Annotated in this window: 28 protein-coding genes; 24 read left to right on the top strand and 4 right to left on the bottom strand. The window is 42.4% G+C overall.

What is annotated here, in order from left to right; all coding sequences use genetic code 11:
* Positions 1-140: 140 nt before the first annotated feature.
* The 4 genes from TY49_RS08755 (at position 141) to TY49_RS08740 (ending at position 1823) form a co-directional block, all read left to right on the top strand.
* Positions 141-536: a YlbD family protein gene (locus tag TY49_RS08755; protein ID WP_041965534.1), complete on the top strand. Its 396-nt coding sequence runs from the start codon at positions 141-143 to the stop codon at positions 534-536.
* 14 nt (positions 537-550) lie between these two features.
* On the top strand, positions 551-790 hold the full coding sequence (locus tag TY49_RS08750) for a YlbE-like family protein (protein ID WP_041965533.1): 240 nt from the start codon (positions 551-553) through the stop codon (positions 788-790).
* Positions 791-912: 122 nt separating this feature from the next.
* On the top strand, positions 913-1380 hold the full coding sequence (locus TY49_RS08745; protein ID WP_041965532.1) for a YlbF/YmcA family competence regulator: 468 nt from the start codon (positions 913-915) through the stop codon (positions 1378-1380).
* A 167-nt stretch (positions 1381-1547) separates the two neighbouring features.
* Complete coding sequence (locus TY49_RS08740) at positions 1548-1823, top strand: YlbG family protein (RefSeq protein WP_041965531.1); 276 nt, start codon at positions 1548-1550, stop codon at positions 1821-1823.
* A 57-nt stretch (positions 1824-1880) separates the two neighbouring features.
* On the opposite strand, the gene TY49_RS08735 is transcribed toward TY49_RS08740, so the two are convergent.
* Complete coding sequence (locus TY49_RS08735) at positions 1881-2270, bottom strand: DUF7147 family protein (RefSeq protein ID WP_041965530.1); 390 nt, start codon at positions 2268-2270, stop codon at positions 1881-1883.
* A gap of 165 nt (positions 2271-2435) precedes the next feature.
* On the opposite strand from TY49_RS08735, the gene TY49_RS08730 reads away from it, so the two are divergent.
* The 4 genes from TY49_RS08730 (at position 2436) to coaD (ending at position 5495) form a co-directional block, all read left to right on the top strand.
* Entirely contained in the window at positions 2436-3830 is a 1395-nt protein-coding gene (locus TY49_RS08730) for a stalk domain-containing protein (RefSeq protein ID WP_041965529.1), read from the top strand.
* Between the two features lie 82 nt (positions 3831-3912).
* On the top strand, positions 3913-4098 hold the full coding sequence (locus TY49_RS08725; protein WP_156972640.1) for a hypothetical protein: 186 nt from the start codon (positions 3913-3915) through the stop codon (positions 4096-4098).
* A gap of 329 nt (positions 4099-4427) precedes the next feature.
* Positions 4428-5000, top strand: coding sequence for a 16S rRNA (guanine(966)-N(2))-methyltransferase RsmD (gene rsmD, locus TY49_RS08720; RefSeq protein WP_041965527.1), 573 nt, complete (start codon positions 4428-4430; stop codon positions 4998-5000).
* On the top strand, positions 5001-5495 hold the full coding sequence (gene coaD / locus TY49_RS08715; RefSeq protein WP_041965526.1) for a pantetheine-phosphate adenylyltransferase: 495 nt from the start codon (positions 5001-5003) through the stop codon (positions 5493-5495).
* Between the two features lie 18 nt (positions 5496-5513).
* On the opposite strand, the gene spoVV is transcribed toward coaD, so the two are convergent.
* On the bottom strand, positions 5514-6737 hold the full coding sequence (spoVV, locus tag TY49_RS08710) for a dipicolinic acid transporter SpoVV (protein WP_041965525.1): 1224 nt from the start codon (positions 6735-6737) through the stop codon (positions 5514-5516).
* Positions 6738-7024: 287 nt separating this feature from the next.
* Between spoVV and TY49_RS08705 the strand changes: the two genes are divergently transcribed.
* Positions 7025-7840, top strand: a complete 816-nt coding sequence (locus TY49_RS08705) for a patatin-like phospholipase family protein (protein ID WP_041965524.1) — start codon at positions 7025-7027, stop codon at positions 7838-7840.
* Entirely contained in the window at positions 7837-8862 is a 1026-nt protein-coding gene (locus TY49_RS08700; protein ID WP_041965523.1) for a SepM family pheromone-processing serine protease, read from the top strand. Before TY49_RS08705 ends, TY49_RS08700 begins: the two co-directional genes overlap by 4 nt.
* Positions 8863-8921: 59 nt before the next feature.
* Here the strand turns inward: TY49_RS08700 and TY49_RS08695 are convergent, their stop codons facing one another.
* Positions 8922-10139, bottom strand: a complete 1218-nt coding sequence (locus TY49_RS08695; protein WP_041965522.1) for a nucleotidyltransferase — start codon at positions 10137-10139, stop codon at positions 8922-8924.
* Positions 10140-10285: 146 nt separating this feature from the next.
* On the opposite strand from TY49_RS08695, the gene TY49_RS08690 reads away from it, so the two are divergent.
* The 4 genes from TY49_RS08690 (at position 10286) to TY49_RS08675 (ending at position 12719) form a co-directional block, all read left to right on the top strand.
* The gene (locus TY49_RS08690; protein WP_041965521.1) at positions 10286-10810 is read left to right on the top strand and encodes a YceD family protein; all 525 of its coding nucleotides are present in this window, start codon (positions 10286-10288) and stop codon (positions 10808-10810) included.
* An 80-nt stretch (positions 10811-10890) separates the two neighbouring features.
* Entirely contained in the window at positions 10891-11064 is a 174-nt protein-coding gene (gene rpmF, locus TY49_RS08685; protein ID WP_041965520.1) for a 50S ribosomal protein L32, read from the top strand.
* A gap of 184 nt (positions 11065-11248) precedes the next feature.
* Positions 11249-12019, top strand: coding sequence for an enoyl-CoA hydratase/isomerase family protein (locus tag TY49_RS08680; protein ID WP_041965519.1), 771 nt, complete (start codon positions 11249-11251; stop codon positions 12017-12019).
* 79 nt (positions 12020-12098) lie between these two features.
* Positions 12099-12719: an RsfA family transcriptional regulator gene (locus tag TY49_RS08675; protein ID WP_041965518.1), complete on the top strand. Its 621-nt coding sequence runs from the start codon at positions 12099-12101 to the stop codon at positions 12717-12719.
* A gap of 312 nt (positions 12720-13031) precedes the next feature.
* Here TY49_RS08675 and TY49_RS08670 read toward each other — a convergent pair whose 3' ends face one another.
* A complete protein-coding gene (locus TY49_RS08670; RefSeq protein WP_041965517.1) occupies positions 13032-13505 on the bottom strand; it encodes an N-acetyltransferase in 474 nt (157 codons plus the stop codon).
* A 236-nt stretch (positions 13506-13741) separates the two neighbouring features.
* Between TY49_RS08670 and TY49_RS08665 the strand changes: the two genes are divergently transcribed.
* The 10 genes from TY49_RS08665 (at position 13742) to TY49_RS08620 (ending at position 24667) form a co-directional block, all read left to right on the top strand.
* The gene (locus TY49_RS08665) at positions 13742-15085 is read left to right on the top strand and encodes an acetyl-CoA carboxylase biotin carboxylase subunit (RefSeq protein ID WP_041965516.1); all 1344 of its coding nucleotides are present in this window, start codon (positions 13742-13744) and stop codon (positions 15083-15085) included.
* A gap of 14 nt (positions 15086-15099) precedes the next feature.
* Positions 15100-15312: an acetyl-CoA carboxylase biotin carboxyl carrier protein subunit gene (locus tag TY49_RS08660; RefSeq protein ID WP_041965515.1), complete on the top strand. Its 213-nt coding sequence runs from the start codon at positions 15100-15102 to the stop codon at positions 15310-15312.
* A 21-nt stretch (positions 15313-15333) separates the two neighbouring features.
* A complete protein-coding gene (locus TY49_RS08655; protein ID WP_041965514.1) occupies positions 15334-16875 on the top strand; it encodes an acyl-CoA carboxylase subunit beta in 1542 nt (513 codons plus the stop codon).
* Between the two features lie 232 nt (positions 16876-17107).
* The gene (locus tag TY49_RS08650) at positions 17108-18004 is read left to right on the top strand and encodes a 2-dehydropantoate 2-reductase (protein ID WP_041965513.1); all 897 of its coding nucleotides are present in this window, start codon (positions 17108-17110) and stop codon (positions 18002-18004) included.
* Positions 18001-18393, top strand: coding sequence for a DUF3397 domain-containing protein (locus TY49_RS08645; protein ID WP_369389619.1), 393 nt, complete (start codon positions 18001-18003; stop codon positions 18391-18393). The genes TY49_RS08650 and TY49_RS08645 overlap by 4 nt, the downstream gene beginning before the upstream one ends.
* A gap of 214 nt (positions 18394-18607) precedes the next feature.
* Positions 18608-20242, top strand: a complete 1635-nt coding sequence (bshC, locus tag TY49_RS08640) for a bacillithiol biosynthesis cysteine-adding enzyme BshC (RefSeq protein WP_041965511.1) — start codon at positions 18608-18610, stop codon at positions 20240-20242.
* 398 nt (positions 20243-20640) lie between these two features.
* Positions 20641-21072, top strand: a complete 432-nt coding sequence (gene mraZ / locus TY49_RS08635; protein WP_041965510.1) for a division/cell wall cluster transcriptional repressor MraZ — start codon at positions 20641-20643, stop codon at positions 21070-21072.
* A 57-nt stretch (positions 21073-21129) separates the two neighbouring features.
* Positions 21130-22068, top strand: coding sequence for a 16S rRNA (cytosine(1402)-N(4))-methyltransferase RsmH (rsmH, locus tag TY49_RS08630; RefSeq protein WP_041965509.1), 939 nt, complete (start codon positions 21130-21132; stop codon positions 22066-22068).
* A 29-nt stretch (positions 22069-22097) separates the two neighbouring features.
* Positions 22098-22457, top strand: coding sequence for a cell division protein FtsL (ftsL, locus tag TY49_RS08625; protein ID WP_369389616.1), 360 nt, complete (start codon positions 22098-22100; stop codon positions 22455-22457).
* A complete protein-coding gene (locus TY49_RS08620; RefSeq protein ID WP_041965507.1) occupies positions 22457-24667 on the top strand; it encodes a penicillin-binding protein in 2211 nt (736 codons plus the stop codon). The genes ftsL and TY49_RS08620 overlap by 1 nt, the downstream gene beginning before the upstream one ends.
* Positions 24668-24823 lie beyond the last annotated feature (156 nt).

Here is a 24823-nt window from a genome sequence, read left to right as displayed (position 1 = left end):
AAGCCCCCACTTCACGCAACCTGTAAGGGTGGTAAGTGGTGGGTAGTTCACAGCACAAGGTTGACTTCTAAAATTCCTCACCAAATATAATCATTTTCATATGCTATTATAGGCATTTGTTACACTGTGAGGTGAAAGCTATGGCCAAAAAGAAACTTCATCCCTCTGTTGAAAAGTTCAAAGAATTCGTGAAAGCCCACCCTGAGCTCGTGCAGGAAGTCAGGAAGGGGAATACAACCTGGCAGGAAATGTACGAAGATTGGTACTTGCTTGGTGAGGATGATCCAAAATGGACGAACAAAAGCAATAATGACAAGGACGAAAAAAGTGAAGAAAAGAAAACCGATTGGATAGGGACGATCATGGGTGCTGTTAAAAATATGGATCCCGAACAGGTTCAAGGACAAATCCATAACATAAGCCAGGCACTCGGGGCGATCCAGGGAGTGCTTTCCCAGTTCCAGGGAAGCAAAGGCGGACAGCAGGCATCTAATAGTTCAGGACCTGCACATCCGTTCTCATTCAGGCAGGATTAGATTGGAGGCTAACAATGCGTAAAGATGTCATGGAGCAATTACGAACGAATAAAGAGTTGATAGAGTTCGTCCGAGCCCAGCCTCACTGGTACAGGAAGCTGAGCAGGGACCCAAGGGACATTTATTCTGCGCAGATCGCCGCGTTGCACCATTTTGAAAAAACGATCCCGCATAAGGTTCAGAAGTTCTCCAACAATGTCCAAATGGCATCGATGATGATGCATATGTTCTCAAGCATGAATTCCCAATCATGACAAAGCTTTCTTCTGAATGAGGAAAGCTTTGCTAGCTTTTAGAAGTGGACTAAGCAGGCATGCCAGGCCTTTTAGATGATGCAGGCTGGAAAGTTTAGCTTTTCTGGCAGTTTCATGGTAAAATGAGGTTCGGAGGTGAGCCAGCATTGCTTGCTGTTACATCAGAAAGAGTACTATTATTGGAAGAAGCTGAACAGTTAGTCAGCATGATTTTACAATCTGATATTGCCGAATATTATCGGGAATGTTTATATAATGTTAAAAATAATCCGGAGACACAAAGGAAGGTTCGTGAATTCGTGGACATGAAGGAACGCTATGAAGAGGTTCAGCGTTTCGGAAAGTACCATCCTGACTACAAGGAAGTCATGGGCAAGATCCGGATTGTAAAAAGAGAGCTGGACATGGATGAGGTTATTGCTGAATTCAAGAAAGCGGAAAATGACTTACAGAGCATGCTTGATGAGGTTAGTGTGATCATCGGCAGATCCGTTTCAGAGAGCGTGAAGGTTCCTACCGGAAATCCATTCTTCGAAAGCTCTTGTGGAGGCGGCTGTGGCAGCGGAGGAAGCTGTGGGTGCTCTGCTTAGATTAACGACTAAAAGCATGGGGATTCCATGCTTTTTTCTTTTGATTTTAGCTTTGTTTGAGAAGAATGTTGTCTTTAGACTAGGTTAAATGGGATTGATTATTGAAAAAACTGGTTTTTGTGTGCTAGACTAGTACAAAGCAAACGTTTACCGAAGGGGAAAAGAATATGATAGGACAGAGGCAGGGAATCATCGTCTGGCTGTATTCATTAAAGCAAGCCAAGATGCTCAGAAGATTTGGAAATGTTCATTTTGTCTCGAAAAAATTGAAATATGCAGTCATATACTGCAATCTCGATGAGGCAGAGTCGCTGATGGAAAAAATCAGTTCATATTCGTTTGTTAAAAAGGTGGAACCTTCCTATAAACCATTCTTAAAGATGGAATTCGAAAATTCTTCCCCTGATAAGGCAAAAGAATATGATTATAAGATGGGAATATAGAATAGAAGCATATGTCAGCAAAAAAGGTGAGGGAATCCTCACCTTTTTTATTTTGTGTTACTGAAGTGGTGGTATATAGTGGTTCAGCCTTAAAATTCCAATGAGATGTTGATAGTACAGTTCTTTTTCGGCAAACATCGTCGATGGTTTAGCATCAAACTCAATGATGGTTTTATCAAGTTCAGCAGCTAATTCAACAAACATCTCGAAGCGTTTGTTCTTCAGGACATGAGGGTTTGGGATGCCCTCTCTGCAGACATAGAGTGCCTGGAATTTCCCGGGGTCTGTTGGCTTTAGCACAACGACAAGGGAGCTTACATCTTTTTCATTTATTTTTGTATGGATTGCCATCAAATGCATCAATCGATGCTGGTTTGCCCTGGCGGTTTCTATCAATTCGTAAAGATCTGAATATCCTTGTCCAAGCTCAATAAAACGTTGAATCAATCTAAATTACCCCTTCCAACTTATCTTCCATCATACTTTACCATTTGTGGTCGAGAAATTGAAGCGTTTGTCAGACTCGATTTTTTCTTGCGAATTTAAAATTTTATCTTACTCTCGAGCTTTGTATTTGTTATTTTATAGTAGTAGAGATTGGAGAGTAATTCGATGAAGAAAGTGTCTTTCCTGTTGACCACAGGATTATTCATAATTATATGCGGAGCCTTTATTTGGCAATGGAATGCTTTTCAAAAAAACAACGTCCAGCTAGCTGCTGTATCAAAAGGAGATATATCTCTTATTGTAACGGTGAAGGTTGAACAGAACGAGCTTCAAGTGAAGCAGACCTTTGAACATCTTGATGTGAACCAACAATATCATGCAGTCATACCAGCACATGCTATAGAGGTCAAGTGCACAGGTGCAGAGGGGAATACATGCAAGGAAGGACATAAGCCAAAAGGGGATAAGATGTATTTTGAATACACGATAAAATCTGGCCCCGGGCTTTCGATGCTCTTGAATGATTGGATGATTGCTCTGAAGGGTGCGACGATCAAAAAGACGAGAATCGAGTTAGTAGACCAATATTATAGCAGGGGCACATGGTCTGCCGGACTCCCGTTAAAAGGTTATAAGCAAACGGAGTTGCTGCACTATTATGTATTTGAAGGAGCGAATTCAACTCCTTCGCTATATTGGCAGGAAAAGCCCCTTGTCAAACTAACAGGGCAAAAGGGAATCGATTACTATACCACTCAAAAGGAACAGGTAATTTACAAGTTTGACAGTCTTGAGTCCTTTTCAGACAACCACTTATCTGTAGTGATCATTGATGGCCAAAGAACTGTCCGCGGTAACGGGCTCCTGCTGGCAGGAAACGAGTTGACCGATAAGGAGTTTGAGCAAGAATTGGCATTGGCATTTTTGTCTTCGAAGTTTGGGGCAGACGAGGAAGCAGCAGAGTGGATTCTTGAGGCATTGGCTTCACTGGTAACAAAGCAGAAGTCAGAAAATGAAAAGAGCAGGGCGATGGTTGATGAGTTGGTTAAAACTTTGACTCCAGAAGAAATAGCTTTTTTTATCACCTATTTTTCCAAACAAGGACACATTGATGGCAACTCACTTGATGGGTATTTGTTATCAATCAAAGGAATGGAAACGGACTTCTTTTCAATGAACAGCCAAAAAGGGCGAGGGATTTTCCCATTGCTTTTTACAGACGCAAGAAGCGTCATAGTGAATGGAAATGAAAAGAAAGAACTGGCAGTTGTCATCAATGGAGATCAATATCTGTTTCCTTTAGTGCCGACTATGAATGCTTTAGGCTATAAAACAACATTCGGACCTGATTTTTCAACACTTGAAATTACATCTGCGAACAACACCTATTACTTCAGTTTAAAGAATAAAACATTCATTCATGATGGCCAAAGCTTCGGCCTCCTTGAAAACCCATTCCAGAACCTGAATGGGGAATGGTATTTAGAAAAGCACTGGTTAAATGCGATTTTTAAAGTGCAGGTTTCGGAAAGTGAAGAATCGATTACTCTTGGATTATAAGTTTTTCACGACCATTATTGAGGCAAAGAACAAAAAGCGTAAGCGCCTTGTTCAGCCCCGACAAGCGCTGGAGGGCCGACCAGTGAAGTCGTTCTTTGACTTCATTGGGCGGACCGAAATCGAAATGTATAGCCGACTGTCCAGAAACGCAGAAACTGGAGACTCCGACAAAGAAGCGCTTTTTGCTTCTGCCGGCGGAGTTGAAGTTTCGAAGTTTCTAGGAGGCGCCACAAGACAAGCGACTCGAGGGGCTAGGCGCTGGAGCTAGATTAAGAATACTACATGTATTTATCCACAACTAAATAATTTTTAAAATTTCCTAAAAAAAAAAGCCCTGCAGTTTCTGCAGGGTCCTTCTATATCCTGTCAACAGGATAGAAGGCAAAGGGAGAGGAGAAACCGGAGGAAGAACTTATGGGGAAACGTAAGTCTTCTCCGCGGTTGGCAACAACATCCTCAAATTGATGTTGTTAATCATCATTATTTCCACATTAGGAAGGGATATACACTTATTTGGTTAATTTTTTATATGTGTGGTAGGATAAGGGAGTAATTTACATAGAATGAAAATGCTTAAATGATTGAGGAGTACATATTATGAGAGTTGTATCAGGTGATTTGAAGGGCCGCGTTTTGAAAGCGGTACCGGGAACGTCCACAAGACCTACCACTGATAAAGTGAAGGAATCGCTGTTCAATATGATTGGGCCTTATTTTACAGAAGGATTGGGCTTGGATTTATTTGCTGGAAGCGGAGGCCTTGGTATCGAAGCTCTAAGCAGGGGCCTGGATAAAGTTATTTTTGTCGACCGTGAAGGCAAGGCGATACATGTCATTAATGAAAACCTTAAATCGTGCGGATTGGAAGAAAAGGCAGAAGTATATCGAAATGATGCTGTCAGGGCGTTGAAAGCAATTCAAAAAAGAGACTTAACGTTCGATTATATATTTCTGGACCCGCCATATAAAAAACAACAGCTGGTCAAGCTGTTGGAAACGATTGATAAAGAGAAACTTGTTCATCATGATGGCCTGATTGTCTGTGAACATGCTTCTGATATCACTCTGCCAAAAAAGGTAGGAAGTCTTGTGCAGACAAGAAACGAAAAATATGGAATCATAGGAATCACTCTTTATAAAGTAGATGCAGTAGATGAGGGGGAAGTATAAGTGGCAAGAGTGGCTGTGTGTCCGGGCAGTTTCGACCCGATTACATTGGGGCATTTGGATATCATCACGAGGGCAGCAAAGGTATTCGATGAGCTTTATGTAGTGGTTTTGAATAATTCTTCAAAGCAACCATTGTTTTCTGTAGAAGAAAGAATTGAACTTATTGAACAAGTGACAAAGAGCATCCCGAATGTAAAGGTGGATTCATTCCAGGGACTGCTGGTTGATTATGCAGAGAGCGTTAACGCCGATGCCATTATCAGGGGCTTGCGGGCTGTTTCGGATTTTGAGTATGAAATGCAAATCACATCAATGAACAGAGTGTTGAGTGATAAAATCGAGACTTTCTTCATTATGACAAACAACCAGTATTCATTCTTGAGTTCAAGTATTGTCAAAGAGGTTGCAAAGTATGATGGGAATATCTCTGAATTAGTTCCGCGAGAGGTTGAAAAGGCTTTACTTGAAAAATTCAATAACGAAAAAGAAAAATAACGGGCAGAAATTTGCCCGTTATTTTTCTTTCGATATGCGATTTCCAAGTAGCCATATATAAATGAGCAAACTGCCGATTGTAATAAGTGGCCCGGCTGTGGTGAGCATGTTATGCGCATCTGCGAGGCGGTTGCCTTCCGAAGTAAGATATTCCATTACAGGCAGCGCATTGGATGGCTGGCCATCCTCAAAAAAGCGTACATAAACCGGCTTCCATAAAATGAAAGCATAGAAGGCTGAAAAGATGCCGTGAATGATCCTTGCAAAAAAGAAAGGCTGAAAGCGGATGTCTGTCTGGGCAAGAATGCTGGCAACCTGAGCCTGGACACTAAAACCGCTGAAAGCGAGTATAAAGCTGGTTATTACTGCCTGATGCATCAGGGTAGCTTCCTGGATCTGGCTGGTCATCTGGCTGCCGAGAGTAATTTCGAAAAGGCCTGAAATGAATGGTAAGCTAAGCATATCTGTCATGCCGAGCATCACTAGGATAATTTCTAGGAATTCAGCCAGGAATCCGGTGATGTGAAGATGGAATAATAGTTTGTTAATAACTGAGAATAAGATAATGAACCCGCCAATCATCAACAAGGTCTGGATGGAAGACATAACAGCGTCGCCCAGCAGCTTTCCTATCGGACGATTGTCTTTTATCCTTGTCCTGTGTAAAGCGGCAAACGCATCCCTTATCGTCAATTTTCGTTCCTTTTCCTTTGTGGCTTTTTCTTCACTTCTGCCATAGAACCTCATAATCAATCCAACGCTGATGTTTCCAAGGTAATGGGCAAGAGCAAGAATAACACCGAGCTGAACATTATAAAAGAAGCCAACTGACACAGCACCAAAAATGAATAGCGGGTTAGAGGAGTTAGTAAACGATACAAGCCGTTCGGCTTCGATTTTTGACAGCTGCCCTTCCTGGCGCATTCGGGCCGTCAGCTTTGCTCCTGCAGGAAAGCCAGAAGCCATGCCCATGGCCCAGACAAAACCTCCAACACCCGGTACCCTGAACAATGGCCTCATCAAAGGTTCTAACAATACACCAATAAAACGAACCACACCGAATCCAATCAGCATTTCTGAAACGATGAAAAAAGGAAGGAGTGAGGGAAAGACAATTTCCCACCACATATTCAAGCCTCTAATCGAAGCATCAAAGGATTGCTGTGGAAAAGAAATGAGTGAAGCAGCCAGAAAAGTGACGGAGGCTGCAAGGAAAATTGTTTTTATTCTAGATTTAATCACCTAAATATCCTCCTTCCTGCGGTCTTGCTGTGAAACTTTTTTAAATCAATGGTAAAATAGAAGGAAACTCACCAGAGGGGTTATTTTCCATTTATCTTCCGATTCTATGTACCTTCCTTACAGCCATATATGTGGAAGGACTTGTTATGATTTCACTTTAATTCAACTGATTATTTGGTTTAGAAAAATACATAAATAATGATTAGTTGTCAGCCTTGTCCTCATATAAATCAATATACTCGCTGAACTTTAAATTAGACCAAGTTTAGTCTGTACCCGAAAAAATCATGGTTTTAAGGGAGGAAAAAGCTTTGGCAAGTCCAAAGATAGGTTTAGCTCTAGGGTCAGGTGGAGCACGGGGATTTGCCCATCTGGGTGTCATAAAAGTTTTAAGAGATGAAGGCATCCCAATCGATTTGATTGCCGGAAGCAGCATGGGTGCACTGGTAGCATCATTTTACGGTGCGGGCCTTGACGTCGACCGTCTCTATAAACTATCGCGTGTGTTCAAAAGGAAATATTATCTTGATTTTACGGTACCAAAGATGGGATTTATCGCCGGGAAAAGGGTTAAAGAGCTCATCAGAATTTTTACCCATGGAAAAATGATCGAGGAACTGGATATCCCGATTGGCATTGTTGCCACAGACCTGATGTCAGGGGAGAAGGTCGTCTTTAAAAAAGGACCTGTTGCGGAAGCTGTAAGAGCTAGCATTGCGATTCCGGGTATTTTTGTCCCGGAAAAGCTGGATGGAAGGTTGTTCGTCGATGGCGGAGTTGTTGACCGGATTCCTGTATCTGTTGCTAAGGAGATGGGAGCAGATATCGTTATCGCAGTTGATGTATCCAGCGTGAAGAAGAACGAGGATGTTACCTCAATTTTCGATGTGATCATGCAGAGTATCGATATCATGCAAATGGAGCTGGTTTCAAATCGAGAGGTCGCTTCCGATGTAATGCTCAGGCCTCCGGTCGAAATGTTTAATTCCAAAGCATTCACTAATATAGAAGAGATCATTACGATTGGCGAAGAAGAAGCAAAAAAGCACATCAATAAGATAAAAAAGTGCATTGAACAATGGAAGGAGCCTCAATCAGAATGAGCAGAAAAAAGTCTATAGCTCTGTCTATATTGGCAGCTATATTATTAATGGCCAGCGCTCTTTATTACTTGCCTTACTATGTTACCAAGCCGGGAATGGCTAAGGAGCTGGAACCGATTGTCGAAGTTGAAGACGGGTACGATGAGAAAGGAAGCTTCATGCTTACGACAGTCAGGATGGGCAGAGCGAATATATATGCCTATATCATTGCCAAACTGAGCAAATATCAGGAAATCTATCCTGTAGAAGATATCAGGGCGGATAATGAGTCTGATGAAGAATACAATATCCGCCAGCTGCACATGATGGATAATTCGAAGACATCGGCAATAGAGGTAGCCTATAAAAAAGCAGGTAAACCAGTTAACTACACCTATAAGGGAGTTTATGTGTTAAGGATAATGGAAGGGATGCCGGCTGAAGGCAAACTTATGCCTGGCGATCTAGTTTTCCGGGTGGATGATAATGACTTTGAATCATCTGAAGAGTTCATTGAATATGTCAGTTCAAAAAAACCAGGTGATACAGTCGAGCTTTCCTATAAACGGAATGGGAAGTCAAATTCAGTTAAAATACCTCTAATGGCACTTGATGATGGAAGCGACCGACCGGTAGTAGGAATTCAGCTTGTGGATGACAAAGAAATTGACGTTGAGCCAGATGTAACAGTACAATCTGATGAAATCGGTGGTCCATCTGCTGGCCTAATGTTTTCGCTGGAAATTTACAATCAATTGATCGTGGAAGATTTGACCAAAGGTTATGAAATAGCTGGTACAGGAACAATGAGTTCCGATGGAACAGTGGGAAGAATCGGCGGGATCCAGCAGAAAGTAGTAGCTGCAGATAAGGCAGGTGCAGAAATCTTCCTTGCTCCGTTTGAAAAAGGTGTCAAGGGCTCGAACTATGAAGAGGCGCTGATCGCCGCTAAAGATATTGAGACGGAAATGAAAATAGTCCCTGTAGATACTTTTGAGGAAGCTGTATCCTATCTGGAGAATTTAAAAGAAAAATCAAGCTGAGACCAGCTTGATTTTTTTTATGCGGATTTGGTAAATCTTTAAGACGCTCCAGCGATTTTTCATGATTTCAACATGATTGGAGGCCGGGCGAATTCTTCCGCAAGCAGCTGCTCTTGCCCCTTTCCAGTTTGCCCGAGAGCATAAATCCTTGATGCTTTGATATCCAGTTCGATATCAGGGTCAGAAAAAGCGGAGAGCTTTGAAACGAGGGGCAGACTGAAATCCTTTTTCTTATAGTTCAGGTAAGATCGGCCCTTTTCAGTTGCACCCAATAGCCTCAAGTAATTCACCGTTTTTTGGCTCGTTTTCATCGTGTTTTTACTTGTATTGGTTAAAATATGAAGGCAGACTCTCTGCAGCCTTGTCCATGTATAACGCTTGGTTTTGATATATTCCATGAATTGCTGGAATGATTCTGAGGAAGCAGCAGCGGCAAGTAATCTGTTTTCCAGTCCTTCTTCTACTTCATAGAGGCCCCTTAATTCTGATGCATTGCTTTGGAGCAGTTTGTATTTCAATAATGGCCAGTAATTTTCCCATGAATGAAAACCGCCATATTGATCTCTGTAGTTTATAAGCTGTTGGTAGGTCGTTTCTGGTACGTACTGCTTAATATTTTCTATTTCTCCTACCGCTCCGAATAGGGCTTTGCGTATGCTCGTAGCGCTGGCAATCGTGGCGGAAGCAAAATGCTCATCATGGTAACCGGCACTTTTCCTGGTGATCGTTTCAGCTCTCATTGAGCTTTTTTGCCTGATGATCGCCTGTATGTAATGAAGTCCGAGGATGTTATTCGGCCTTGAAATATCGATAAAGCTTTCGTCTGGTGCAAGAGATTGAAAGCCTAGGGAGATTGATTTAGGGTAACTATATCCTTCTCCAGTGTAAAATCTTATTCTCTCCTGGAATTTTTCATTGTTTTCTTCAAGAAAGATGATTGTTTTATTAAAAGCATTCAAATCACCTGATTCACTGCCAAAACAAAGAGTGTCGCAACCAGCAGCAGAAAGAATCGATACTGCCCCTTCTGCAAAAGTTTCCGCATGCTGTGTCGCAAAACGGTAGGGAAGCTCAAACACGATATCTACTCCTGCTTCGAGAGCCATCTTTGTTCTTGCCCATTTTGAGACAAGTGCAGGCTCTCCGCGCTGAAGGAAGTTCCCGCTCATAGCCGCAATCGAAATATCTGCCCCAGATTGTTTTTTTGCCTGTTGCAGGTGGAATAAATGGCCATTATGGAAAGGATTATATTCAACAACGACACCAACAGCTTTCATTCTTGTACTCCTTCATGTTAAGATGGGTATTGCATTGTCTTGAAGTTTAATTTACAGTATTTATGTAAATTATAGTGTAAAGAAAAAATATTGACAAATGATTACGCGAAGGGCTATAATTACCTTTGTTGCCTTGGGGTGATTCTATGAAATGGACAATAAGTCAGATACAAAAACATCGAAACAAGGACTTTCTAATCGACGAGTTTGTCCGAATGGACTCGATAAAGGAAACAGATCCAACAATCCGTGAGGTTTCTCCCATCCATCTAACTGGAAGGGCAGATATCAGTGCCACACGAGTGACATTCCATATCCGGATTGATGGACATCTAATTCTCCCTTGTTCACGGACGCTGGTTGATGTAAAATATCCAATTGATGTGGAAACAACTGAAACTTTCATGTTAAACAGCCACGACTATGAGGCTGATGAGGAAGTTCATCAAGTAACAGGCGATGTCATTGATCTTGAACCCATCATCAAAGAGATCTTGCTAGTGGAAATTCCAATGCAAGTATTCAGTGATGATAGCGCTGGTCAAGAAGGCGCACCCCAGTCAGGTAAGGATTGGGAAGTAATCGAGGAACAGGAGAAATCCGAAAAACTTGATCCCCGACTTGCCGGACTTGCAAAATTCTTTGAGGACTCTAAGGATTCCTCTGACTAATTGATTAAAAAAGAGCGTGGAGGTCCAGAAAAGGACTGGCCTTCATAAACTTTCTTATTCCTTTTAAGGAGGTGGGAAGAATGGCTGTACCATTTAGAAGAACGTCTAAAACTGCGAAAAGAAAACGCCGTACTCATTTTAAATTACAAGTTCCGGGTATGGTAGCATGCCCTAACTGCGGTGAAATGAAACTTGCTCACCGTGTGTGCAAAGCTTGCGGAACATACAAAGGAAAAGAAGTTGTAAACAACTAATTTTCTCAAAAAAAAGCACAGGATGCATCCGCATCCCTGTGCTTTTTTTCTTTTGTCTGAAATTCATGTTTTTCCCTGCAAACTCTTTTACACGCTAATTTTAGTCACTTCAGAAGCTCCAGAGCTTTTTAAATGTACAGAAGATTGATAAAATTTAGTGGACGAGAATTATAGGAGGCAAACAATGGATCCATACATAATTTCAAAAGAAAAAAATGGAGTGCTGCTTTTTACGATCAACAGGCCCGATAGAAGAAATGCCATAAACTATGAAGTAATGTCCGGACTTGAAAAAGCAATCGATATGGCTGCAGGAAATGATATTAAAGTCTTTGCTATTACAGGGGCAGGTGATCAGGCATTTTGTTCTGGTGGGGATTTGTCCGCCTTCCACAGTTTAAAAACAGAGACACAGGCGTATGGGATGCTCTCAAGGATGGCGGGTATTTTATATAAGCTTCTAGTCCTCCCGAAACCGACGATTGCCATTCTGAATGGTTCTGCTGTAGGTGGAGGTTGTGAAATTGCTTCTGCCTGCGACTTCCGGATAGGAAGAGAAGGAATGAAAGCGGGATTTGTCCAGGGGAACCTTGCCATTACCACCGGCTGGGGAGGAGGATCGATCCTATTAGAGAAACTTCCACAGAATATTGCGATGAAAATGCTCCTTGATGCAAAAATTCACACTGCTGAAGAACTCAGGGATTTTGGGTTCATCCACCAAATTTATAAAGATGATCCGATAGATGCCTGTCTCTCATTTATGAGTGGGAGCTTGGATAAAGAGACAACTGTATTAGAAGCATATAAAACAATGTTGAATAAAAAATGGAAGCTTTTATCAATGAGAGAAAGGATGGAAGAAGAGGCTGCAAGATGTGCTGTCCTTTGGGAGGACGATGCTCACCACAAAAAAGTGGACGAATTCATGAACAAAAAAAATAAAAATAATTAGCAGGGTATTAGGTGTTATCAGTCTATCTTTCCTATTAGATGCATATGAATGAATAAAAAACAATAGGAGGGATTTATTGATGCCATTAACCCGTCAGGATGCCTGGTCACAGGATGAAGATTTATTGCTTGCTGAAGTTGTACTACGAAATATCAGAGAAGGCGGTACGCAACTGAAAGCTTTTGAAGAAGTAGGAAAGCAGCTTTCGAGGACAGGAGCAGCTTGTGGTTTTCGCTGGAATTCCTATGTAAGAAAACAATATAAATCTGGTATTGAGCTGGCGAAAAAGCAGCGGAAGGAAGCAAAAAAACAGGCAAAGACACAAGAGAAGGAAGAAGTGGCTGCGGCACCAGTGAGCGAAGCGCCAAGTAAGCCTTCAGAACAAGAGGAGAAGCGTTCAAACCTTAGCATAGAAGCAGTAAAGCAATATCTTGACGATCTCTATGAAAAAGCGGGCGTTGCAGACAGTCAGGATGTTAATAAAGAAAAAATCCGCGGGCTGGAAAAGCAAATCTATTACTTGTCTGCCGAAAATGAAAAATTAGAAACACAGTTGCGTTCCATGGAGGAAGACTATCGTGCCCTTATTGATATCATGGAGCGTGCGAAAAAAAGAGTAGGCCCTAAAGGCGAGGACCAGCATCAAAAAATGAACTTCCAGGTTGAAGGAAAAGGAAGTCTGGAGAAGGTCGAAAAATAGGTAATAAGAAGCGCCTGCCGGACATGGCAGGCGCTATTGTTTTACATGATAGGAAAGTGTGAAATTTCAGTTCGATTATTGTCTAGCTCCAGCGCCTAGCCCCTCGAGACGTTTCGGTCTGCTCAGGTGAAGTCAAAGAACGACTTCACTGGTCGGCCCTCCGTGGCACACGAGGTGCTAGACCCGCCAGCCACAGGATAAGGAAAGCTTCGAAGCGATTCATCGCACGACCGAAAGTGGTAGCTTTTGGGAGGACGTGGCGTTATAGGCGGGCAACGCTTGTCGGGGCTAGCCAAGGCGCTTGCGCTTTTATTATTGAACCTGTTCAGTTACACCTGCTGGATACCAGACAAGCGGATTCTCGCCACGGTCTCTCTCTACATCATAATGAACTGGCGTGAAGCCCATTTTATCCCAGAAGTCCTGGGATTTCACTCTAGGATTTGTTTTGATTGGCAGGCCATAACTTTTCGCGAATTCAACAAGTGCTTTTCCATAGCCCTTGCCCTGGTAATTTGGAAGTACTTCTAACTTCCAAAGCTCAAGATAATCCTGGGGAGGTTCGAAATAGCGGTCAAATTGCTTCTTGACCTGGTAAAGGCTCATACGGGCAACAAGCTTGTCGCCGAAATAGAGTCCGTAGAACGGTGAATCGCTATCATTTTCAACAATGTTCGCTTCCAAGTCCTCAAGCATCGAAAGTTCCTGGTGGCCATACTCTTTGAATTTCTTGAATTCTTCTAATGTCTTATAATTGATTTTCAGTTTCTCCACTTTATTCACCATAAAACAATCCCCCGATCAAGCCGCCAATAATCCATTGTACATTTACCCGAAATATGGAATATTTAAAGGCAGCTGAATATATTTGTTTTTTATAGCCTATTTTTATTATATTATAAAAACATGAAAAATTCTGCATTTGAATTTTAGAAAGCGGTTCCAATTTTTGCAGGAAAGATACAGAATATTGTAGAATTTTATATAGTGAGCGTATTTTTTTACGGGAAAGGGGAAATAACGTGCGAAAAATATTAATTGCGAACAGAGGGGAAATTGCGCTTCGTATTATCCGAACTTGCCGCAAACTTGGGGTTAAAACAGTAGCTGTCTATTCTGATGCGGATAAAGAGCTGCCTTTTGTAAAAGAAGCTGACAGTGCTTACCGAATTGGCGAGCCACCTGTTCAAAAATCATATCTTAATGCAGATGAAATTTTAAGAATCGCAAAGGAAGAAAAGGTGGATGGCATCCATCCTGGTTATGGCTTTTTATCAGAAAACGCAGAGTTTGCCCGTAAAGTGAAGGCAGCAGGTTTGACTTTCATTGGTCCTGCTCCGGATACGATTGAAAAAATGGGTGATAAGATCGTCGCAAGAACAACGATGGAAGAAGCAGGTGTTCCTGTCGTCCCGGGCAGTGACCAGGGATTAAAGACGCTGGAGGATGCTGTCAAGCTTGCAGATGAAATAGGCTACCCTGTCATGCTAAAGGCGAGCGGGGGCGGCGGAGGCATTGGCATGGTGCTTTGTGAAAATGAGCAAGCGCTCGCTAAGAATTTTGATTCTACGAAGGGCAGGGCAAAGGCTTACTTTGGTTCTGATGAAGTATTCATTGAAAAATACATCAAAAATGCCCGGCATGTCGAAGTACAGATTTTTGGCGATACTCATGGCAACCATGTACATATGTTCGAACGTGATTGCTCCATCCAGCGTCGCCACCAAAAAGTGATTGAAGAGGCCCCTTCGCCATTCCTGAAGGAAGAAGCACGGCAGAATATGTATGATACGGCTGTAAAAGCCGCTAAAGCAGTGGACTATGTGAACGCAGGAACTGTGGAATTCATTGTTGATGAGAACGAAAACTTCTATTTCCTTGAAATGAACACAAGACTGCAGGTTGAACATCCAGTCACAGAAACCATTACAGGCCTGGATCTTGTTAAGTGGCAGATTCTCGTCGCCCGTGGGGAAAAACTGCCGTTGCTCCAGGATGAAATTGAAAAGAAGGGTTGGGCCATTGAATTCCGTTTGTATGCGGAAGACCCAGTAAGGTTCCTGCCTTCACCTGGTAAGATCAGTGAATTTTCATGGATGGATGCAGAAGGCGTTCGGGTGGATTTCGGTTATGAATCCGGTTCGACTGTAACCCCTTTTTATGACCCAATGGTGGCCAAGTGCATTGTAGGGGGCAATACCCGGGAAGAAGCAATTCAGCTTGCACAGGAATTTTTCGCGAACCTGAAAGTCGAAGGCATTAAATCCAATGCCCCGTTGTTTGCGGAAATTTTAAGTGAAGAGGGCTTCAAATCGGGCAGCTACACGACAGCCTATTTAACAGAAAGAAAAATGGCATCTAAATAGAGGAGGAAGAGAACATGAAAGAAATTACAGCAAATATGGCAGGTACAGTACTTAATGTGATGGTAGCAGCGGGAGACACGGTATCAGAGGGGCAGGAAGTCCTAATGCTTGAATCAATGAAGATGGAAATCCCTGTTGAAAGCCAGGGTGCTGGAAATGTTGCTGAAGTGAAGGTTAATATTGGAGACTTTGTAAACGAAGGCGATGTCCTGCTTGTTTTAGAATAATAGATTTTAAGGAGGAGTAGAATGACTACCGCAAAGACTTTAACTGATACATTACAGGAAAAAGTTCAACAAATCGAAGCTGGCGGACAACAGAAATATCATGACAAGCTGGTTGAACAAAATAAATTGTTTGTACGTGAGCGCTTAAATCTATTATTTGACGATGGAGTCTATGAGGAAGATGGCAAATTTGCCAACTTCCAGGCTGGCGACCTTCCGGCAGACGGTGTCGTAACAGCGATTGGTAAAATCGGCGGCCAGACAGTATGTGTCATGGCGAATGATTCAACAGTAAAAGCGGGTTCCTGGGGAGCCAGGACGGTTGAGAAAATCATCAGGATCCAGGAAACAGCCGAAAAGCTGAAAGTGCCATTATTGTACCTCGTGGATTCTGCTGGAGCCAGGATTACAGACCAGCTTGATATGTTCCCTAACAGAAGGGGAGCAGGCAAGATCTTTTACAATCAGGTGAAATTGTCTGGAGTAATCCCGCAAATCTGCCTTCTTTTCGGACCTTCTGCAGCTGGAGGAGCATATATCCCTGCTTTCTGCGATATCGTGATCATGGTTGACCAGAATGCATCGATGTATCTGGGGTCACCAAGGATGGCGGAAAAGGTAATCGGTGAGAAAGTATCTCTTGAGGAAATGGGCGGAGCGCGTATGCATTGTTCTGTCAGTGGTGTAGGCGACATGCTCGTTTACAGCGAGGAAGAAGCCATTGAATCAGCGAAGCGCTATTTGAGCTATTTCCCTGCAAATTTCCAAGCGAAGACAGAAGTGGTCGAAGGAGTAGCACCTAAGGCTGGAAGAAGTCTTGAAGAGATTGTTCCATTGAACCAAAACGCGCCTTTTGATATGTATGAAGGTATTGATGCGCTAATAGACGAGGGAAGTTTCTTTGAAATCAAAAAATTGTTCGCTCCTGAAATCATTACTGGGCTTGCGCGCATAGATGGAAGGGCAGTTGGAATCATTGCCAATCAGCCTAAAGTGAAAGGCGGAGTATTGTTCGTGGACTCTGCGGATAAGGCTGCTAAATTCATTACGCTCTGTGATGCCTTCCATATTCCATTGCTGTTCCTTGCTGACGTACCGGGATTCATGATTGGTACGAAGGTGGAGAGAGCTGGTATCATCCGTCATGGTGCGAAGCTGATAGCTGCGATGAGCTCAGCTACTGTGCCGAAAATCTCTGTAATAGTCCGTAAGGCATACGGAGCTGGTTTATACGCTATGGCAGGACCGGCATTCGAACCAGATTGCTGCATCGCCCTGCCAACTGCCCAGATCGCAGTAATGGGTCCGGAAGCTGCTGTCAATGCGGTATACTCCAACAAAATCAATCAAATTGAAGACCCTAAAGAGAAAATTGCTTTTGTCCAGGAGAAGCACCAGGAATATAAAGAAAGCATCGACATCTACAAGCTCGCTTCCGAACTGATCGTTGATGACATCGTTGCAGCCAACGACCTGAGGAATGCACTGATAGACCGTTTCAAGCTATACGAAACAAAAGATATGGAATTCAGTGTAAGGAAACATCCCGTATATCCGGTATAAGAACAAATCGGAGATCCTTTTGGGTCTCCGTTTTTTACTTTTGCGAAAAAAAAGATAATGTTCTATCAAAATAAATTTAAACAACCATAATCCCTTCTTCCTAATAAAGCATTGTTTCTGCTAAAATATGACTAAAGTCATTGTAATGCCGGTGTCAAATATAATAGACTTTTCAATATAAAAGCACGAATGTCCTTAAATATTTTTTTAAAGGGCAGAATGAGGGGTTTTTATGAAAATAGGAATAATCGGCGGCGGGTCAATAGGTTTATTATTCTCTTATTACCTGAGCATGGATAATAATGTTTCTATATACACAAGGACACGGGAACAAGCAGACGCAATTAACGAACATGGTCTTCATCTTGTAAAACATAGAATAGAGCATACTCCAGCAAAGGTAACTGCTGTCCCAATCCAGGAATGGAAGGGGAACGATGATTTAACAGTTGTTGCGGTGAAGCAATACCAGCTGGACGGGTTAATATCTGGTATAAAAGATAAAGCCAAAGGGAGCATCCTTTTTCTTCAAAATGGCTATGGCCATATCAAACTGCTTTCCGAATTGGAAACAGCCAAAGTTTATGTCGGCTCCGTTGAACATGGAGCTGTAAGAAAGAACGGCTTTACAGTTCAGCATAATGGGTTGGGCGTAACAAGAACAGCGGTATATAAAGGAGAAGATGACCTTCTTAGAGAATTATCTACTATAGCTCCTTCGGGTTTTCCGTTCATCCTTGAACCGGATTTCAAGGAGATGCTAATCAAAAAGTTGGTGGTCAATTCGGTTATCAATCCATTGACAGCAATTCTTAAAGTTAAAAACGGTGAACTGATCTACAATCCATTTTACTTTGAAATTTTTAAGCAAATGTTTTATGAGTGTGCTCAAGTACTTGATTTGCCTAATCGGGAAAAGTACTTCGAAAATCTTATGACAGTTTGCGAAAAAACGGCAAATAACCATTCATCCATGTATAAAGATATTGAAAATGGCCGACAAACTGAAATTGACGCCATACTCGGGTATTTGCTCGAATTATCTAGAAGCAAAAATATAAAAGCTCCATTAATACATAATTATTATCATTGCATCAAGGGGAAGGAGCACGAAAGGGAGGGAACATGATGCCGGGATTCTTCTCCGCACTTGTTGCCGCATTGATTACAGTTCCAATGATTGGCTACCTCGCTGTGTTCATCATCAGTAAGCAAATCACAGGCAACCATCGGCGTTCGGTCAATCTGGCAATTGATTTCAGCACCTTTTTGCTGGTACTGTCTGTCCATTTCTTGATCATCACCATCTGGGAAAAGTCTTTACTGTGGCTGATTTTGATCATTTTGTTTGGACTTGCGGCTATATTTGTCTGGATTCACTGGAAATTTAAAGAGGAAATAATGTTGCCGAAGGTATTTAAGGGTTTTTGGCGCTTCAATTTTCTGCTTTTCTTTTCTGCCTACATCGTCCTTGTGTTGTATGGTTTGGTTAAGCGCCTGACTTTTTTGTTTGCTTAATCTAGTGTTGGACCGTCCTTTAGAAGGTCCAGCATTTTTTATTTAAGTTTATCCCTGCTATCCTTTATAGACGACAGTCCGGAAAATACATACATTTATAATAAAAGAATCTTGATTTTAGAAATTTCGTAAAGCAAAGTTTTTTTCTTTTCATTTCAAACAATGCTATACTCATAACAGTGAAAATTGCTTACGAGAAAGGAAGTACAAGTTAATGGAGATGTTGAATCTCTCTCTTCCGGCAGCGAACCGGTTTGCGACAGATTACCTGGCTGGAAGCCCTGAATTGCAGAGCTTCTTTCATTATAATTTTACAGACGAAAATTCTTATATTCATCGCCTTGATGAATTGAAAAATAGAAGCTTTATGAGGAATGAGCTTGCAGACCATATCCAGTTCTTCATGTCTCGTTATGCCAAGTCGGACAAAATCACTGATAATATTGATAAGCTCAGAAAAGAAAATAGCGTTGCAGTCATCGGAGGACAGCAGGCAGGGATTCTGACTGGACCGCTATATACAATTCATAAAGTGATTTCGATTATCAAGCTTGCTGAACAAAAAGAGGCGGAGCTGGGCGTCCCGGTCGTACCCGTATTTTGGATTGCCGGAGAAGACCATGATTACCAGGAAGTTAACCATGTGTACGTCATGAAGGACAATAAGCAGGAAAAGTGGGTTTATCCTGAAAGGAATCTAGAGAAAAAAATGATTTCAGAGGTGTGTATCAACAGGGATTTATGCTATTCCTGGGTTGAAGAAATCATGGAAACATACGGAGAAACAAAGCACACGAAAGAAGTATTGGCATTTGCTTTAGAATCTTTGGAGAAAGCGGAATCCTTCGTTGATTTTTTTGCGATGATTATCATGGAGCTTTTCAAGGACTCAGGCTTGCTGATTGTGGATTCCGGAAATAAAGAACTGCGCAGGCTGGAAAAAGAATATTTCATCAATCAAATTAAAAACCACCGTGAAGTTACAACTGCTGTTCATGGCCAACAAGAACAGACAATCTCCGCAGGCTTTGCGAATATGATTGATATTAACGTGAATGCTGCGAACCTTTTCTTTTACGATGAAAAATTAAATGAGCGGATTTTGCTTCAATTTGACCCACAAAGTGGCGGATTTTCAGGTAAGAGTGGAGAAGTCAGCTTCACATATGATGAGTTGGTGGAGATTGCGAACGAATATCCTGAGAAGCTTAGCAATAATGTCGTCACACGTCCGCTAATGCAGGAGTGGCTGTTCCCAACGCTTGCTTTCATTGGAGGTCCGGGAGAAATTGCTTATTGGGCCGAGCTGAAACTCGCTTTTGAACATTTCGGTCTCAAGATGCCTCCACTCGTTCCGAGACTCAATATCACACTGCTTGAAAGGTCGATTGAGTCTGACCTTGAAGAGCTGAACCTGGATTTGAAAGAAGTTTTAATTTCAGGTACAAGCGGGCATGAACTTAAATTTATCGACTCATTAAAGGATCGTGAAGTGGAAGAACTTTTCGAGAATGTAAAAACAATGCTGGCAGATCAATATAAAGTCATCCGAGAAAAATCTAACGGAATCGACCCGGTACTGATGCCCATGCTGCAGAAGAATGAATCCATCCTGATAAAGCAGGTTGGTTTTATGGAAGATAAAATCGTAGAGGCAATCTGCCGTAAGCATGACCATATCCTGAGAAAATTCACCAGAGTAGAAAACGCATTAAGACCAGGCGGGTCACCGCAGGAACGAGTCTGGAACCCATTCTACTATTTAAATAAGTATGGACTGGATTTAATACCAGGATTACTGAAGCTTCATTATGAATTCGATGGAACCCACAAAATTATTAAAATGTAACATCCAGCTTCATCCTACGAGGATGGAGCTTTTTTCTTTGGGAAATTATTGTCACACCTCTGTATTGCCCGAAAAGAAGGCGGAAGATGATTTACGGTAAAAGCAACGGCTCTGCTTTGCCCGAAGTGCAGGGAAAAGATGAATAACGGTAAAAGCAGCGCCTCTGCTTTGCCCGAAATGAAGGGAGAAGATGTTTTAGGGTAAAAGCAGCAGATTTCCATTACCCGAAAGGAAGAGAAAGGTCGAGATAAGGTAAAAGTAACTTTTTTGAAATGAAAGAAATTGATGGAAATGATTATTTCTGGGAGGATTTCATGGGCGGGGGGAGAATATTTAAAATAAGGTGGTGAAAAGTGGGGGAATGTGGTACATTGTATTTAGAAAGTGGGGGTAGTGGCATGTTCATGGGTGAATACCATCATAATGTTGATAGCAAAGGCCGATTGATCATCCCTGCCAAGGTCCGTGAAAACCTGGGAGAAATGTTCATTCTTACCCGTGGACTTGACCAGTGTTTATTTGGTTATCCCGTTTCTGAATGGTCAGTGATCGAAGAAAAGCTAAAAGGACTTCCGCTGACTAAAAAAGATGCACGAGCATTTACCCGTTTTTTCTTTTCGGGTGCTACCGAGAGTGAAATTGACAAACAGGGGAGAGTCAATATTCCTTCCCCGTTGATGCAGTACGCCAAGCTTGAGAAAGAATGTGTGATTTTAGGTGTTTCCAATCGAATTGAAATTTGGAGCAAAGCCATCTGGGAAGATTATTTCGCAGAATCTGAGGAATCTTTTGCTGAAATTGCGGAAAATATGATTGGATTTGATATTTAAGGGTAACATTATTTTGATATAATATTACCTGCTCCTCGATTGGAAAGGTGGATCATAATGTTCAAACATACAACAGTTTTACTGGAAGAAACAGTAGACGGGCTCGATATCAAGCCTGACGGTACATATGTGGATTGCACTCTCGGTGGCGCAGGCCACAGTGAATTGATTTTGTCCAAGCTTTCGGAAAAAGGAAAGCTATACGCGTTTGACCAGGATGATATCGCAATTGCGAATGCAAAAGAGAAGCTTGCTGCTTATGGCGACAGGCTGACAATCATTAAAAGCAACTTTCTTCATCTGAAGGAAGAGCTTGAAAAACATGGTGTAACTGAGGTTGACGGTGTGCTATATGACCTTGGAGTTTCATCTCCACAGCTGGACACGCCTGAACGAGGCTTCAGCTACCATCATGATGCTCCGCTTGATATGCGGATGGACCAGGAGGCACCATTGTCCGCTTACGATGTAATTAATGAATGGCCATACGAGAAATTGGTCAAAATCTTTTTCCGGTATGGGGAAGAGAAATTTTCAAAGCAGATTGCCAGAAAGATCGAGGCGGCAAGGGAAGGTAAACCGATTGAAACCACAGGTGAACTTGTCGAGTTGATCAAGGATGCGATTCCTGCACCTGCAAGGAGAAAAGGCGGTCATCCTGCAAAGAGGGTTTTCCAGGCGGTGAGAATTGCTGTTAATGATGAACTAGGTGTGTTTGAAAAATCACTTGAGCAGGCTATTGACTTGCTTGCTGTAGGCGGAAGAATCAGTGTCATCACCTTCCACTCACTTGAGGACAGGATTTGTAAGGTTACCTTGAAAAAAGCGAGCGAAACACCACCGCTGCCGCCAGGGTTGCCAATCATTCCGGAAGAATACCAGCCGAAGTTGAAGCTGGTCACACGAAAGCCAATTCTCCCTTCAGAGGAAGAGCTTGAGTTCAATAACAGGGCAAGATCTGCAAAACTGCGTATCGCTGAAAAAGTTAAAAAATAAAAATATAAAATATAATTTCAGGAGGGAAAATGATGAGCAATCTGGCTAGAAAATTGCAGCAAGAACAACAGCAGCGCACTGTTCAGGCACCGGCAAAAGCGCCGGCAAAACGCAATTCGATACTGACGCCCGGCGAAAAAATCCTGTTGTTTGTTTTCGGGGCAATTGTTTGCTTCGGCGCAACATTCATGGTTTCGAAACAGGCAGCTATTTACGAAGTCAACAAAGAAATACAAATCATTGAAGGTAGCATTCAGGAGCAGCAAAAGGTTAACAGTGACCTTGAAATCCAGATTAGCGAATTAAGTACCTATGAAAGAATCAAGAAGGTAACAGAAAAGCTCGGTTTAACATTGAACGAAGACAATGTTAAAGGTGTGGAAAACTGATGATCAAGAAACAGCCAAATATGAATGCAGGAGCAGCGGTATTATTCGTAATATTCAGCCTGCTCTTTTTTATCTTGATTTTCAGGTTCATTACAATCCAGGTCACCGGGGAAGTGCATGGACAAGCCCTTGCTGCAAGGGCGCAGCAAAAGTACTCGAATGAAAAAATAATCGAGGCGACAAGAGGAACGATTTTTGACCGAAAAGGCGAAGTTGTTGCTGAGGATACAACTGCCTACACGCTTGTCGCTATCCTTAATGAATCGGTGACAACGAATAAAAAGAAACCAAAGCATGTGAACGATCCTGCTAAGACAGCAGCAGTCCTTGCGAAGTATATTGATATGAGTGAGTCGGATATCTATAAAAGACTGACGAAAAAAGGCGCATGGCAGGTTGAATTCGGAAAAGCCGGCCGCGACATTTCCCATCAGGCTAAACGTGAAATTGAAGAGGAGAATCTGCCAGGGGTTACTTTTTTACGAGATTCAAAGAGGTTCTATCCGAACGGTGTATTTTCATCCCACTTAGTCGGTTTTGTGGAAAAGGAAGAAACAGAGGACAATAAAACTGTTACTGCCGGACAGCTGGGGATAGAAAAAACACTTAATAATGAATTGACTGGTAAAAATGGCTCCCTTTCATTCGAAAGTGATTTATGGGGCTTCCTTTTACCCAATGGGGAGAGAAAAATCACTCCTGCACAAGATGGCAGCAATGTGTTTTTAACGATTGATAAAAAAATCCAAACGTTCGTAGAGGATGCGGTCGATCGTGTAGACAAAGAATACAAGCCAAAGAAAATCATTGCAGTCGTCGCTGATCCGAAGACAGGGGATATCCTTGCGATGGCACAGCGTCCGAGCTTCCACCCGACGACTAGAGACGGGCTGGATAATAGCTGGCATAACGAGGTGGTAGAGACACCGATCGAGCCAGGTTCGACGATGAAAATTTTCACGCTTGCAGCGGCAATTGAGGAGAACAAATGGAATCCGAATGAGTGGTATAAATCTGGTTCCTATAAAGTTACCGAAAACTCCAAGCCGATTCGCGATCATAACGGCAGCGGCTGGGGCCCAATTACCTATCTTGAAGGAATCCAGCGCTCCTCGAACGTAGCAGTGGCAAAGCTGGTAAATGAAAAAATCGGTACGGAAAAATTCAGGGAGTACTTAACTGATTTTGGCTTTGACCAGCCCACAGGCATTGACCTTCCAAACGAAGCAGCTGGAACTATTGTCTATAGATGGCCGATTGAGAAAATTACGACATCATACGGCCAGGGAACAACTGTGACACCAATCCAGATGATCCAGGCAGCAACAGCGGTAGCAAATGATGGGAAGATGATGAAACCGCGAGTGATCGATAAGATAGTCAATCCGAACACTGGTGAAGTGATCACACAGGAAGATCCAAAGTCCGTTGGTCAGCCTATATCAGCTGAAACAGCAAAGCAGGTGCGAGATGTTTTAGGTACAGTTGTAACTGGTGAGCATGGTACAGGGAAATCATACGCCATCGATGGGTACGAGGTAGCTGGTAAAACAGGTACTGCGAACTTAACAGCCAATGGCAGTTATTTAGATGGAGCGAGTGATTATCTGTTTTCATTCCTTGGGATGGCTCCAAAAGATGATCCTAAACTAATCGTTTATGTCGCCGTTCAACAGCCGGAAATCGACCATTATTTTAAAGGTTCTATTCCAACGTCTATGATCTTTAAATCTGTCATGAAGAGCAGTCTACAGTATTTGAATATCAAACCTGCTTCAATGGAGAAAGCCGATTCCATACCGGTTCCCGATGTAACGGGTATGAATTCAGCAGAAGCAAAGAAGTTGCTTGAATCCAAAGGGTTTGAAACAGTGATTATAGGAGACGGAAACCAGGTTGAGGAGCAGTTGCCAAAGGCAGAGATAATGGCTCTCGAGGGAGAAAAAGTCTTTATCAAGGCTTCGGGAGTCATGACATACCCAGACATGACAGACTGGTCACTCAGGGACGTCATGAAGCTAGCGCAAATTACAGGGATTAAGCTAAACAAAGCCGGCAGCGGTTATGTCACAAAACAAAGCCTTAAGCCAGGGTTGCCAATCAATGAAGGCGAAAATTTGATTGTCGAGCTGGAAACCCCGCTGCAGCAATTTGAGAAATCATTGAAAACTGAAGAAGAAAATGAAGAAACAGAGGAAGTGGGCGGATGAGTCCCTCCTCTGTTTTTTTTGTTTAAGAAGCACCTTTTTGTAAAAATCTTAGATTCTGACAAGTCTGTGCTTATAAGTTGCCTCAGGTTCGGATAAGAATCCAGCCGGAGATTCTCCTTTTGTCCGCAGTCGCACTAGGTTCGGGCAAAATCAGAA

The sequence above is a fragment of the Mesobacillus selenatarsenatis SF-1 genome, from assembly GCF_000813125.1.
Lineage (GTDB): Bacteria > Bacillota > Bacilli > Bacillales > Cytobacillaceae > Mesobacillus > Mesobacillus selenatarsenatis.
Note: the sequence above shows the minus strand (reverse complement) of the source record. Positions and strands in the feature narration are given on the sequence as shown.